This is a genomic window from Streptomyces cellostaticus (assembly GCF_023630175.1).
GTDB classification, from domain to species: Bacteria; Actinomycetota; Actinomycetes; order Streptomycetales; family Streptomycetaceae; genus Streptomyces; species Streptomyces cellostaticus_A.
The window spans coordinates 47,360-60,777 of record NZ_JALLIN010000002.1 but is presented as its reverse complement, the minus strand read 5'-3'; the positions used below and the strand labels follow the sequence as shown (position 1 = coordinate 60,777).

Below are 13,418 nucleotides of genomic sequence, written 5' to 3'. Positions count from 1 at the left end.
TGTATGTCCGGCGGAGAGGGGCTCCCAGGGTGAGCAGCGCATCGACGACGCCGTACGGCCTCGAGACCGTACGGGGGCGCGGCTACCGCCCCGATCAGGTCGACGCCTGTCTGGAGGCGCTGTCACGGGACCGGGACGCGGCGTGGGAGCGCGCCGCGCGGCTGACCGTGCTCGCCAAGGACATGGAGGCGGAGGCGGCGCGGCTGCGCGAGACGGTCGGCGAACTGGTGCCGCAGACGTACGAGTCGCTGGGTGAGCGGGCGGCGCACCTGTACGAACTGGTGCTGCGGGAGGCGGCCGAGGTCCGCGAGGACGCCCGGCGGGCGGCGCAGGAGGAGATCGCCGAGGCCGAGGCGTACGCCCTGGACGTGCACCAGGCGGCGCGGGAGACGGCGGACACGGTGCGGGCGGAGGCCGTGGAGCACGCCCGGCGGCTCGTCCTCGCCGCGCGCGCGGAGGCCGACGAACTGCGGATCGGCGCGCGGCGCGGGGTGAAGGAACGGCGCGGGGAGGCGCTCGCCGCGCTGCGTGAGGTGCGCGAGCGCATCGGCGCACTCGCGGCCGAGCAGGCCGGGGAGCAGTCGGAGCGGCTGGCGGCGGTGGAGCGCGAGGAGGCGGAGCGGCTGGTCGCGCTGGAGGCCTGCCAGGCCGAGCGGGTCGACGCCGCGCAGGCCCGGGTCGCCGCGGCGGAACGGGCCCTCGGCGAGGCCGAGGAGGCCGCCCGCCGCCGCGAGGAGCAGGCGCGGGTCCGTGCCGTCGAGATCGTCGACGAGGCGCACACGGAGGAGAACCGCATCGCCCAGGAGACCGAGCGGGTGCTGCGCGAGCACAGCGAGACCTGGGACGAGGTCCAGACGCACATGGACTCCGTGCGCACCACCCTCGTCGCCCTGACCGGCAAGGTGGAGCAGGAGCAGGGGGTGGTGCCCTCCGGGTCGGGGCTGCGTGAGCCGGAGGACACCACCCCCTGACCCGGGCGGCGGTGCTTCGCGCCGCGCCGGCTCAGCCGCCCCTGCGGACCGCGCCCGCCAGGATCCAGCCCTCCACCGCCTCGTACCGACGCCGCTGCTCCGCCGCCCTGCGGCGGCCGGAGACGACCGTGCCCAGCCAGCCGAGGAAGAAGCCGGCCGGGATGGAGACGATCCCGGTCGTGGTGAACGGGAACCAGTTGAAGTCGGCGTCGGGAAAGGCCGAGACGGGCGAACCGGAGACGAGGTTGGTGCCCGGCATGAGCAGCAGCACGGTCAGCGAACCGCCGAGCAGGGTGCTCATCAGTCCGGCGCGGGTGTACCGGCGCCAGAAGAGGCTGTAGACGAGGGCGGGCGCGAGCGCGGAGGCGCCGAGACAGAAGGAGAGCGTCACCAGCGGCTGCAGGCTGTGGTGCTGCACCAGGGTGGCCAGCAGGATCGTGGGTGCGCCGACGCCGAGCGCGGACAGGCGGGCCACGGCCATCTCCCGGCGGGCAGGCATCTCCCGCACCCGGGCGGCGAACACGTCGTGGGCGAGGGAGTTGGCGCAGGCGAGGATCATTCCGGCGACCGAGGCGAGCAGGGTCAGGAAGAGCGCCGTGGTGACCAGGGTGAACAGGAAGCTCTCCGCCGTGGACACGTCGGGCCCGAACGCCGCCCGCGAGCCCAGCAGATAGGCGGTGTTGCCCTGCTTGTCGGCCGCCGCGATCACCGACCGGCCGACCAGGGCCGTGGCGCCGAACCCGACCACCGTGACGACCAGTACGAACAGCGCCACCAGCGACACCGCCCAGGACAGCGAGCGGCGTACCTGGCGGGCGCTGGAGGCGGTGTACATGCGCATGGTGATGTGGGGCAGGCAGCCGCCGCCGAGGACGATGGTCAGCTCGGAGGTGATCATGTCCAGGCGGGCGTCGGAGTGCCCGGCGAACTGCAGCCCGGAGTGCAGGAAGGCCGGACCGGCGCCGCTCCGCGCCGCCGCCGCCCGGAACAGGGCGCCCGGGTCCCAGTCGAAGCGGTGCAGGATCAGTACGGCGACGACGGCGCCGGAGCCGACCAGCATCACGATCTTCAGGATCTGGATCAGCGCGGTGCCCTTCATGCCCCCGATCGCCGCGTAGGCGATCATCAGGGCGCCGAGCCCCACGACGCAGCCGGTCTTCAGCGACTCGCCGGAGAAGCCCAGGATGAACGCGATGAGCTGTCCGGTCCCGGCGAGCTGCACCAGCATCAGCGGCAGCAGCGAGGCGATCGTCACCGCGCACGCCGTGATCCGCACGGCGCGGCCCGGCATCCGGCGGGCCAGCGCGTCGCCCATGGTGAACCGGCCCGCGTTGCGCAGCGGTTCGGCCAGCAGGAACATCAGCAGCAGCAGCGACAGGGTGGTGCTGAGTGCGAGCACGACACCGTCGTAGCCGCACAGCGCGATCACTCCCCCGGTGCCCAGGACGGTCGCCGCGGAGATGTAGTCCCCGGCGATGGCGAGGCCGTTGCGCAGCGGGGACAGGGTGCCGTACCCGGTGTAGAACTCGTCGAGGTCGTCGCGGTCCGGGCCGGTCATCACGCACAGCAGCAGGGTGAGGGTGGCCACGGCGGAGAAGGCGACCAGGGACATGGCCTGAGCGGAGCCGCTGAAGCCGGTGACGTCCGGCGGGAGGGCGCGGGCGCTCATCGGATCGCTCCCCGTCGCGCGTCCAGTTCGGCCTCCTTGCGGATGCGCTCGGCGAGCGGGTCGACATGGCGGCGCGCGGTGTGTTCGTACAGGGCGATCGCCAGCCAGGTGACCGGGAGCTGGAGCAGGGCGAGCAGCAGTCCGGCCGGGACGCCGTCGGCGAGGTCACGCGTCATCACGTCCGGGGCGCAGGCGGACAGCACGAGGAACAGCGTGAAGTAGCCGAGCGCGGTGAGGGTCGCGGTGCGCCGCTGCCAGCGGTAGGCCCCGCGCAGCACGCGCAGGTCGTCGTGGTGCCCGATGGGTTCGCGGGCAGGGGCGCGTTGCGGGCGCGGCGGTTCGGGGGGCGCCGGCTGCCAGGGATAGGTGGGGTACGGCGGGGGAGAGTGCGGCGGGTCGTGGGACATCCCGGGGCTCCTTGCGCGGCTCGGGTCCGTGGCGGCGGACCGCAGGGAGGTAGGGGTTGGGAGACGGAGTCACGCACGCTACTCGCGGGCTCCGCGGCCGCGCGGGTTTTTCACCGAACTGGCCGGTCGGTATGCATTTCCTGCACAGAACCGTGTCCTGCCCGTGTCGTCACCCGCGGCAACCAGGGCGTTCGCGCCGCGGCCCGCCGGCGCCCGCCCGGGCTGAAGCCGCCCCGCGCCGGCCCGACTTGCACCTGACGCGACGGGAGGGTGGAGCCTTTCCGGGCCGGCGGGTGGAGCGGACCCCGAGCGGGTCTCCACCCGACGGTGGACGACCCCTAGGGGTATCTCCGTACTGCGGGTCGGGGAGGGTTCGTCCCGCCGGAGGACGAGGAAGGCACCCGGCCGTCCTTAACCTGGCTTTACGCCGCAGGGGGTGGCTGACCGAACCGGCGGGGGTGGGGCTTTCCCCCGCACAACAGGGGGCTTCGCACCAGCGCGCGGCACGCCCGACCCACGCCAGACTCGGCGTCGTACCCGGAACACGCGCGACGGAACACCGGGCGCGCCCGACGACCTGTCGACCGACATAGGAGACGTACCGTGACATCGGCTGTGACCATTCCCAGGCACGGGGGCACTGGAGGACCTACGGCCGTTGCCGCGCGGGCCCGGCAGGTCGTCAAGGCGTACGGGTCCGGCGAGACCCGCGTCGTCGCGCTGGACCACGTCGACGTGGACATCGCCCGCGGCCAGTTCACCGCGATCATGGGCCCCTCGGGGTCCGGCAAGTCCACCCTCATGCACTGCCTCGCCGGCCTGGACACGGTGACGAGCGGTCAGATCCATCTGGACGAGACCGAGATCACCGGCCTGAAGGACAAGAAGCTCACCAAGCTGCGCCGGGACCGCATCGGATTCATCTTCCAGGCGTTCAACCTGCTGCCCACGCTGAACGCGCTCGAGAACATCACGCTCCCCATGGACATCGCCGGCCGCAAGCCGGACCGGGCCTGGCTGGACCGGGTGGTGGAGACCGTCGGGCTGGCCGGGCGGCTCAAGCACCGGCCCACCCAGCTCTCCGGCGGGCAGCAGCAGCGCGTCGCGGTGGCCCGCGCGCTCGCCGCCCGCCCGGAGATCATCTTCGGTGACGAGCCGACCGGGAACCTGGACTCGCGCGCGGGCGCCGAGGTGCTGGGCTTCCTGCGCCGCTCCGTGACCGAACTCGGCCAGACCATCGTGATGGTCACCCACGACCCCGTCGCCGCCTCCTACGCGGACCGCGTGCTCTATCTCGCCGACGGCCGGATCGTCGACGAGATGCACCAGCCGACGGCCGAGCAGGTCCTGGACCGCATGAAGGACTTCGACGCCCGGGGGCGCACGTCATGACCGTGCTGAAGACCTCGATGCGCAACTTCTTCGCCCACAAGGGCCGGATGGCGCTGTCGGCGATCGCGGTGCTGCTGTCGGTGGCCTTCGTCTGCGGGACGCTGGTGTTCACGGACACGATGAACACCACCTTCGACAAGCTGTTCCAGGCGACGGCCTCGGACGTCACGGTCACCGCCAAGGACGCGTCCGACACCGGCGAGACCACCTCCCGCACCGGAAAGCCGCCGGTCATGCCGGCCTCCGTGCTCGGCGACGTGCGGGGGGTCCAGGGCGTCACGAAGGCCGAGGGGACGGTGTTCTCCACCTCGGTGACCGTCGTCGACCACGACCTGGACAAGCTCTCGCCCAAGAGCGGCGCTCCCACCATCGTCGGCAGCTGGAACGGCAACGACGCCCGCACGATGAAGATCACCTCGGGTGCGGCGCCCGAGGGTCCCGACCAGGTCATGGTCGACGCGGACACCGCGGACAAGCACCACCTGAAGCTGGGCGACGAGATCGGCATCATCTCCGTCGTGGGCACGCACCACGCGCGCGTGTCCGGCATCGCCACCTTCACCGTCACCAACCCCGGCGCGGCGATCTTCTACCTGGACACGAAGACCGCCCAGCAGACCCTGGTCGGCCGCACCGGCGTGTACACGAACGTCAACCTCACCGCCGCCAAGGGTGTGACCGACGCGCAGCTGAAGAAGAACGTGACCGCCGAACTCGGCCACACCTACAAGGTGCAGACCGCCAAGGAGGTCGCCGACGCCAACCAGAAGGACGTCAAGAGCTTCCTGGACGTCTTGAAGTACGCGATGCTCGGCTTCGCCGGGATCGCCTTCCTGGTCGGCATCTTCCTGATCGTCAACACCTTCTCGATGCTGGTCGCCCAGCGCACCCGGGAGATCGGCCTGATGCGCGCCATCGGCTCCTCCCGCAAGCAGGTCAACCGTTCCGTGCTCGTCGAGGCCCTGCTGCTCGGCGTCATCGGGTCCGTCCTCGGTGTCGGCGCGGGGGTCGGCATCGCGGTCGGCCTGATGAAGCTCATGGGCACCATGGGCATGCACCTGTCCACCGACGATCTGACCGTCGCCTGGACCACTCCGGCCCTCGGCCTGCTCCTCGGCGTGGTCGTCACCGTCCTCGCCGCGTACCTGCCCGCCCGGCGCGCCGGCAAGGTCTCCCCGATGGCGGCGCTGCGCGAGGCGGGCGCCCCGGCCGACGCCAGGGCGGGTGTCGTGCGGGCCGTGACCGGCCTGGTCCTGACCGGTGCCGGCGGCTGGAGCCTGCACCTCGCCGCCATCGCCGACCAGGCCAAGGTCGGCTCGGCGTGGCTGGGCCTGGGCGTGGTGCTGACCCTGATCGGCTTCGTCGCCATCGGCCCCCTGCTCGCCGGCGGCCTGGTACGTGTTCTGGGCGCGGTCATGCTGCGGATCTTCGGTCCGGTCGGCCGGATGGCCGAGCGCAACGCGCTGCGCAACCCGCGCCGCACCGGTGCCACCGGCGCGGCGCTGATGATCGGCCTGGCCCTGGTGGCCTGCCTGTCGGTCGTGGGCTCCTCGATGGTGGCCTCGGCCACCGACGAGCTGGACAAGTCGGTCGGTGCCGACTTCATCATCGAGTCGAGCGGCGGTGCCAAGCCCCTCACACCGGCGGCGGTGAAGGCGGTGCAGGACACCCCCGGCCTCATCAACGTCTCCCGCGTCAAGGAGGTGCCCGCCGAGGTGACCCTGCCGAACGGCAGCGCCCAGAAGCAGAAACTGTTGGCCGCCGAAGCCGCCTACCCGCAGGACGTGCGCCGCACGACCCTCTCGGGCCGGCTGTCCGCCGTCTACGGGCGCGACGCGATGTCCGTCGGGTCGGACTTCGCTGACAAGAACGGCGTCAAGGTCGGCGACACCTTGAAGGTCGCCTTCGACGGGGCACGCACCGCCCGGCTCCGGGTGGCCGCCGTGACCTCGGACGACACCACGGTCGACAAGGGGAGGATGTACACGGCCATCACCACGGTCGGCAGGTACATGCCCGCGGACCGGATGCCGCTGGACCTCGCGGTGCTCGCCGGGCACAGCGGTGACGAGCACCAGGTCTACGCCGCGCTCAAGAAGGCGGTGGCCGCGGACCCGTCGGTGACGGTCATGGACCGGTCCGACTACAAGAAGAACCTGCGCGACCAGGTGGGGCAGCTGCTCAACATGGTGTACGGCCTCCTCGCCCTCGCGATCGTGGTCGCGGTCCTGGGTGTGGTCAACACCCTGGCGTTGTCGGTGGTCGAGCGGACCCGGGAGATCGGCCTCATGCGGGCGCTCGGCCTCTCCCGGCGCCAGATGCGCCGCATGATCAGGCTGGAGTCGGTGGTCATCGCCCTGTTCGGCGCCCTGCTCGGCCTCGGCCTGGGCATGGGCTGGGGCGCGACCGCCCAGAAGCTCCTCGCCCTTGAAGGCATGAAGGTCCTGGAGATCCCCTGGCCCACGATCATCACGGTCTTCGTCGCCTCGGCCTTCGTGGGCCTGCTCGCGGCCCTGATCCCGGCGTTCCGGGCGGGCCGGATGAACGTACTGAACGCCATCGCGACCGAGTAGCCACCCCGGACGGGGGACACGGGGGACACGGGGGACACGGCGCCGAGAAGTCACGGGGGACTTCTCGGCGCCGGGCGTCGTCACCCGGGCACGGTCGCGGCGCCCCACCGAGCAGCGGTCCCCGGAGAGGCGGCCGGAGTCCCCGCGGAGGTGCCCCGGCCCTGCCACGCGTCGTCCCCGCGCCCCTCCGGCGGGCCGGCGTGTTCACTCCGCCGGGTGACCGGAGCCCGGGCGACGTACCCTGGGAACCCCCGGCCCGCCCCGCGTGTCGGGCGATTCGCGTTGCCCATACCCGGACGGAAAGCCTCTCCATGAGCCTGCACGGTCTGCTCGACGCCGTAGTCAAGGACCCCGCCCTCGCCGAAGCGATCGAGGCGGCGGCGGACGGCAACCGCATGCACGTCGACCTGGTCGGCCCCCCTGCGGCCCGCCCCTTCGCGGTCGCCGCCCTGGCCCGCGAGTCCTCCCGCACGGTGCTCGCGGTCACCGCCACCGGACGGGAGGCCGAGGACCTGGCCGCCGCCCTGCGCACCCTGCTGCCTCCGCAGACGGTGGCGGAGTACCCCTCCTGGGAGACACTGCCCCACGAGCGGCTCAGCCCGCGCAGCGACACCGTCGGCCGCCGCCTCGCCGTCCTGCGCCGCCTCGCCCACCCCCGCCCGGACGACCCCGAGACCGGCCCGGTCTCCGTGGTCGTCGCACCCGTGCGCTCCGTACTCCAGCCGCAGGTCAAGGGCCTCGGCGACCTGGAACCTGTGTCCCTGAAGACGGGGCAGGCCGCGGACCTGGACGACATCGTGGAAGCCCTCGCGGCCGCCGCGTACGCGCGCGTGGAACTGGTCGAGAAGCGCGGCGAGTTCGCCGTGCGCGGCGGGATCCTGGACGTGTTCCCGCCCACCGAGGAACACCCCCTGCGCGTCGAGTTCTGGGGCGACGACGTCGAGGAGATCCGCTACTTCAAGGTCGCCGACCAGCGCTCCCTCGAAGTCGCCGAACACGGCCTGTGGGCACCGCCCTGCCGCGAACTGCTGCTCACCGACGACGTGCGCGCACGCGCGCGTGCCCTCGCCGAACAGCACCCGGAGCTGGGCGAACTCCTCGGCAGGATCGCCGAGGGCATCGCGGTGGAGGGCATGGAGTCCCTGGCCCCCGTCCTGGTGGACGACATGGAACTGCTGGTCGACGTCCTGCCCAAGGGCGCCATGGCGGTCGTGTGCGACCCGGAGCGGGTACGCACGCGTGCCGCGGACCTCGTCGCCACTTCGCAGGAGTTCCTCCAGGCGTCCTGGGCGGCCACCGCGGGCGGCGGCGAGGCGCCCATCGACGTCGGCGCGGCCTCCCTGTGGTCCATCGCCGGCGTCCGCGACCGCGCGCGCGAGCTGGACATGCTGTGGTGGTCGGTGTCGCCGTTCGCCGCTGACGAAGACCTCGACGCGGACACGCTCAAACTCGGCATGCACGCCACCGAGACCTACCGCGGCGACACCGCCCGCGCCCTGGCCGACACCAAGGGCTGGCTCGCCGACGGCTGGCGCACCGTCTTCGTCACCGAGGCCCACGGCCCCGCCGCCCGCACCGTCGAGGTGCTCGGCGGGGAGGGCGTCGCCGCCCGCCTGGACGCCGACCTCGGCGAGCTGAGCCCCGCCCTGGTGCACGTCGCCTGCGGCTGCATCGACTACGGCTTCGTGGACCCGGCGCTGAAGCTGGCCGTCCTCACCGAGACCGACCTGTCCGGCCAGAAGGCCGCCGGCAAGGACGGCGCCCGCATGCCGGCCCGGCGCCGCAAGACGATCGACCCGCTCACCCTGGAGGCGGGCGACTACATCGTCCACGAGCAGCACGGCGTCGGCCGCTACATCGAGATGGTGCAGCGCACCGTGCAGGGCGCCACCCGCGAGTACCTGGTCGTGGAGTACGCCCCCGCCAAGCGCGGCCAGCCCGGCGACCGCCTCTACATCCCCACCGACCAGCTCGAGCAGATCACCAAGTACGTCGGCGGCGAGGCCCCCACCCTGCACCGCCTGGGCGGCGCCGACTGGACCAAGACCAAGGCGCGCGCGAAGAAGGCCGTCAAGGAGATCGCCGCCGACCTGATCAAGCTCTACAGCGCCCGCATGGCCGCCCCCGGCCACTCCTTCGGCGCCGACTCGCCGTGGCAGCGCGAGTTGGAGGACGCCTTCCCCTACGCGGAGACCCCCGACCAGCTCACCACCATCGCCGAGGTCAAGGAGGACATGGAGAAGTCGATCCCCATGGACCGCCTGATCTGCGGCGACGTCGGCTACGGCAAGACCGAGATCGCGGTGCGGGCCGCCTTCAAGGCCGTACAGGACGGCAAGCAGGTCGCCGTGCTCGTCCCCACCACCCTGCTGGTGCAGCAGCACTTCGGGACGTTCTCCGAGCGGTACGCGCAGTTCCCGGTGAGCGTGAAGGCCCTCTCCCGCTTCCAGACCGACACCGAGGCGAAGGCCGTCCTGGAGGGACTGAAGGAGGGCTCGGTGGACGTCGTCATCGGCACCCACCGCCTGTTCTCCTCCGAGACCAAGTTCAAGGACCTCGGCCTGGTCGTCGTGGACGAGGAGCAGCGCTTCGGCGTCGAGCACAAGGAGCAGCTCAAGAAGCTCCGCGCCAACGTCGACGTCCTGACCATGTCCGCCACCCCGATCCCGCGCACCCTGGAGATGGCGGTCACCGGCATCCGGGAGATGTCCACCATCACCACCCCGCCCGAGGAGCGGCACCCCGTCCTCACCTTCGTCGGACCGTACGAGGAGAAGCAGATCGGTGCCGCCGTACGCCGTGAACTGCTGCGCGAGGGCCAGGTCTTCTACATCCACAACCGGGTCGAGTCCATCGACCGGGCGGCTGCGCGCCTGCGCGAGATCGTCCCCGAGGCACGGATCGCCACGGCTCACGGCCAGATGTCGGAGTCCGCGCTGGAACAGGTGGTCGTCGACTTCTGGGAGAAGAAGTTCGACGTGCTGGTGTCGACCACGATCGTCGAGTCCGGCATCGACATCTCCAACGCCAACACCCTCATCGTGGAGCGCGGCGACAACTTCGGCCTGTCCCAGCTCCACCAGCTCCGCGGCCGGGTCGGCCGGGGACGGGAACGGGGCTACGCCTACTTCCTGTACCCGCCGGAGAAGCCGCTGACGGAGACCGCGCACGAGCGCCTGGCCACCATCGCCCAGCACACCGAGATGGGCGCGGGCATGTACGTCGCCATGAAGGACCTGGAGATCCGCGGCGCCGGAAACCTCCTCGGCGGCGAGCAGTCCGGGCACATCGCGGGCGTCGGCTTCGACCTGTACGTCCGGATGGTCGGCGAGGCCGTCGCCGACTACCGGCGGCAGCTCGAGACCGGCGGGATCGAGGAGGAGCCGCCGCTCGAGGTGAAGATCGAGCTGCCCGTCGACGCGCACGTCCCGCACGACTACGCCCCCGGCGAGCGGCTGCGCCTGCAGGCGTACCGCGCCATCGCCTCCGCCAACTCGGAGGAGGACATCAAGGCCGTCCGCGAGGAGCTCACCGACCGCTACGGCAAGCTGCCCGAGCCGGTGGAGAACCTGCTGCTGGTGGCCGGGCTGCGGATGCTCGCGCGCGCGTGCGACGTCGGCGAGATCGTGCTCCAGGGCAACAACATCCGCTTCGCACCGGTGGAACTGCGCGAATCGCAGGAGCTGCGGCTCAAGCGGCTGTACCCGGGTACGGTCGTCAAGCCGGCCGCACACCAGGTCCTCGTCCCGCGGCCGAAGACCGCGAAGGTCGGCGGCAAGCCGCTCGTCGGCCGGGAACTGCTGGTCTGGGTGGGCGAGTTCCTGGCCTCGGTCCTGGGGTCGTAGCAGGTACGGCCGCGGGGCGGGGGCGGTCCTCCCGCCCCGCCGCCGTGGCCGGTTACGGCGCGTCGAATTTCGCGCCGATCGCACCCATTGCGCCACCGATCACCCCATTGGGCCCCATCTGCTGTGCGCCGTACGCCCGTTACGGTGGACGCGGACACGATCCGCCCGCACATCGGGGCGGACAGGGCTAGTGAGGGAGGCGCACCGTGACGCGTCTGAGGGGCGGGGCGGTCGCCGCGGCGGTCGTCATGGCGGTCTCCGTGGCCGGCTGCAAGGGCGATCCGATCGGCGGGACCGCGGGTCCCGGGGAGAAGGCGCACGGCGGAGCGGCCCTGGCCGCCGCCGACTCGCTGACCGTCAAGGGACGCGCCCCCAAGACCGGCTACTCCCGTGCGCGCTTCGGCTCCGCCTGGGCCGACACGGACTCCAACTCCTGCGACACGCGCGACGACATCCTCAAGCGCGACCTGGAGCAGGTGCGGTTCACCGACGGGGACTGCAAGGTCTCCTACGGCGTGCTGAAGCCCGACCCCTACTCCGGCAAGACCATCACCTACCGGCGCGGCCGCAGCCAGGTCGACATCGACCACCTCGTCGCCCTCTCGGACGCCTGGCAGAAGGGCGCCAAGTACTGGGAGCCCAGCAAGCGCATAGCCCTGGCCAACGACCCGCTCAACCTCCTCGCGGTCGACGCGGGCGCCAACCGCGGCAAGGGCGACGGTGACACGGCCACCTGGCTGCCGCCCGACAAGGACTACCGCTGCGACTACGTCGCCGCGCAGGTGGCCGTGAAGAAGAAGTACGGCCTGTGGGTCACCGCCGCGGAGAAGACCGCGATGAAGAAGGTGCTCGCCACCTGCCCGGACCAGAAGCTCCCCACCGGCGGCAATCCGACGAACGCCCCGGAGCGCTTCAAGGCCCGGTGAACGCGGACCCGGTTTCCCGGGGTGGTCCGCACCGCCTACGGTGACCGGCATGGACGTGAAGGTGTACAGCGTCGCCGAGCGGCCCGACCGGCTCCCGGCGGTGGTCGAGATGGCCGACTCCTGGCCCGAGTTCGTGACCAACGACCCCGTGGGCAGCGCCCACTACGGCCGCATCCCCGCCGAGCTGCCCGCGTACGCGCTGTTCGCCGAGGACGAGCGCGGTGAGGTCGTCGCCCACGCCTTCGGCGTCCCCTTCCGCCTCGCCGCCGAGGGCCGGGGCGCCCTGCCCGCCCGCGGCTGGGACCAGATCCTGCTGTGGGTCTTCGCGGACCTGCGCCGCGGCACCCGCCCCGACACGGTCGGCGCCGTCTCCGTCGTCATCGCCCCGCACGCCCAGGGGCGCGGCCTGTCCGCCGTCATGCTCTCGGCGATGCGGGACAACGCCCGCGCCCGCGGCTTCCGCGAGGTGGTCGCCCCCGTCCGCCCCAGCGCCAAGCACCGCGAACCGCAGACCCCGATCGCCGAGTACGCCCACCGGGTCCGCCCGGACGGTCTGCCGGAGGACCCGTGGCTGCGCGTGCACGCCCGAGCGGGTGCCACCGTCGACTCCGTCGCCACGGCCTCCATGACCGTCGGCGCCTCCCTCGAGGAGTGGCGCCGCTGGACCGGGCTGCCCTTCGACACCCGGGGGGACGTCGAGGTGCCCGGCGCGCTGGTCCCGGTCCACTGCGAACCGGAGCGCGGGTACGCCGTCTACGTCGAACCCAACGTGTGGATGCGGCACCCGCTGTGACCCGGCGCCGGGCCCGGTCCGGACTCAGCCGCCCAGGGCGTCCAGGTCGAGGACGTTCCCGGCGGGCTTCCGCGCCGCGACGGGCTTGTCGTAGTCGCTGAAGGACAGGTGCACCGGCTCCTTGGCGCCGGCCGCGCTGTCGACCCGGAGCAGGTACGGCTTGCCCTCGGTCGCCACGTACAGCGTGTAGCGGTCCTTGCCGTCCTTCTCGTGCAGCACGATCGCCGGGGTGCCGTCGACGGTGGTGGTCTTCCCGCGGGTGGCGTCCGAGCTGACGTCATCCGCGCCGGCCAGCACCGAGTCCAGGTCGCAGAAACCCGCGATGTCCTTGGCGTCCTGGCCCTTCACCGCCATCTTGGTCCACTTCCCGGCCAGCATGTCCACGGCCGCGTCGGTGTCGGCCTTGGACTCGCCCTCGCTCTGGGCGCGCAGGAACGCCTCGTCGTACTTCATGTAGACGGTGCTCCCGGTCTTGATCAGGTCGGCCTTGCCCTGGCCGCCCATGCTCATGGTGCCGGCGCATTCGCCCTTCTTGTCCAGGGCCATGTCGAGTCCGATGGTGCCCTTGCTCTCGTCGTCGGCGACATCGCCCTTCATCCGCAGCGAAGCGGCCCCGGTGGTGGCCTTCAGCGCGCGGTCGGCGATCTCGCCGCCGCTCAGCCCGGCGAACGGGCCCTTCGGCTCGCTGCCCGCCTTGTCCTGCCCCGGCAGACAGCCGGTGATTCCCGCGGTGGCCGCGGCGGCGAGACAGAGGGCGGCAAGTGCGGTTCGGCGCATGACAGTTCCTTGCTGAGAGAAGTGGGGTGAGATGTGGTGAGAAGCGGAGCGGTGCGCGGCGCGCC

At 72.0% G+C, this 13,418-nt stretch carries 9 protein-coding genes; 6 read left to right on the top strand and 3 right to left on the bottom strand.

Going from position 1 to position 13,418, the window contains the following annotated elements:
- The first annotated feature begins 29 nt into the window (after positions 1-29).
- Positions 30-971 carry a cellulose-binding protein gene (locus MXD57_RS01415; RefSeq protein WP_250399385.1) on the top strand — a complete coding sequence of 314 codons (942 nt, stop codon included), beginning with the start codon at positions 30-32 and terminating at the stop codon, positions 969-971.
- A gap of 31 nt (positions 972-1,002) precedes the next feature.
- On the opposite strand, the gene MXD57_RS01410 is transcribed toward MXD57_RS01415, so the two are convergent.
- Together MXD57_RS01410 and MXD57_RS01405 are read right to left on the bottom strand one after the other, a co-directional pair.
- On the bottom strand, positions 1,003-2,640 hold the full coding sequence (locus tag MXD57_RS01410; RefSeq protein ID WP_250399384.1) for a sodium/solute symporter: 1,638 nt from the start codon (positions 2,638-2,640) through the stop codon (positions 1,003-1,005).
- On the bottom strand, positions 2,637-3,047 hold the full coding sequence (locus MXD57_RS01405) for a DUF485 domain-containing protein (RefSeq protein WP_250399383.1): 411 nt from the start codon (positions 3,045-3,047) through the stop codon (positions 2,637-2,639). The genes MXD57_RS01410 and MXD57_RS01405 overlap by 4 nt, the downstream gene beginning before the upstream one ends.
- A 603-nt stretch (positions 3,048-3,650) precedes the next feature.
- Between MXD57_RS01405 and MXD57_RS01400 the strand changes: the two genes are divergently transcribed.
- The 5 genes from MXD57_RS01400 to MXD57_RS01380 all read left to right on the top strand — a co-directional run bounded on the left by MXD57_RS01400 (position 3,651) and on the right by MXD57_RS01380 (position 12,576).
- On the top strand, positions 3,651-4,439 hold the full coding sequence (locus MXD57_RS01400; RefSeq protein WP_250399382.1) for an ABC transporter ATP-binding protein: 789 nt from the start codon (positions 3,651-3,653) through the stop codon (positions 4,437-4,439).
- Positions 4,436-7,012, top strand: coding sequence for an ABC transporter permease (locus MXD57_RS01395; protein ID WP_250399381.1), 2,577 nt, complete (start codon positions 4,436-4,438; stop codon positions 7,010-7,012). The genes MXD57_RS01400 and MXD57_RS01395 overlap by 4 nt, the downstream gene beginning before the upstream one ends.
- 311 nt (positions 7,013-7,323) lie before the next feature.
- On the top strand, positions 7,324-10,857 hold the full coding sequence (gene mfd, locus MXD57_RS01390) for a transcription-repair coupling factor (RefSeq protein ID WP_250399380.1): 3,534 nt from the start codon (positions 7,324-7,326) through the stop codon (positions 10,855-10,857).
- 206 nt (positions 10,858-11,063) lie between these two features.
- Positions 11,064-11,783 carry an HNH endonuclease family protein gene (locus MXD57_RS01385; protein ID WP_250399379.1) on the top strand — a complete coding sequence of 240 codons (720 nt, stop codon included), beginning with the start codon at positions 11,064-11,066 and terminating at the stop codon, positions 11,781-11,783.
- A 49-nt stretch (positions 11,784-11,832) separates the two neighbouring features.
- Positions 11,833-12,576 carry a GNAT family N-acetyltransferase gene (locus MXD57_RS01380; protein ID WP_250399378.1) on the top strand — a complete coding sequence of 248 codons (744 nt, stop codon included), beginning with the start codon at positions 11,833-11,835 and terminating at the stop codon, positions 12,574-12,576.
- Positions 12,577-12,600: 24 nt separating this feature from the next.
- On the opposite strand, the gene MXD57_RS01375 is transcribed toward MXD57_RS01380, so the two are convergent.
- Positions 12,601-13,353 (bottom strand): hypothetical protein, encoded by a 753-nt coding sequence (locus MXD57_RS01375; RefSeq protein WP_250399377.1) that lies wholly within the window; start codon positions 13,351-13,353, stop codon positions 12,601-12,603.
- Positions 13,354-13,418 lie beyond the last annotated feature (65 nt).

Coding starts and splice junctions, on each gene's coding strand:
- MXD57_RS01410 (WP_250399384.1), bottom strand. CDS start 2,640: ATGAGCGCCCGCGCCCTCCCGCCGGACGTCACCGGCTTCAGCGGCTCC.
- MXD57_RS01405 (WP_250399383.1), bottom strand. CDS start 3,047: ATGTCCCACGACCCGCCGCACTCTCCCCCGCCGTACCCCACCTATCCC.
- MXD57_RS01395 (WP_250399381.1), top strand. CDS start 4,436: ATGACCGTGCTGAAGACCTCGATGCGCAACTTCTTCGCCCACAAGGGC.
- mfd (WP_250399380.1), top strand. CDS start 7,324: ATGAGCCTGCACGGTCTGCTCGACGCCGTAGTCAAGGACCCCGCCCTC.
- MXD57_RS01380 (WP_250399378.1), top strand. CDS start 11,833: ATGGACGTGAAGGTGTACAGCGTCGCCGAGCGGCCCGACCGGCTCCCG.
- MXD57_RS01375 (WP_250399377.1), bottom strand. CDS start 13,353: ATGCGCCGAACCGCACTTGCCGCCCTCTGTCTCGCCGCCGCGGCCACC.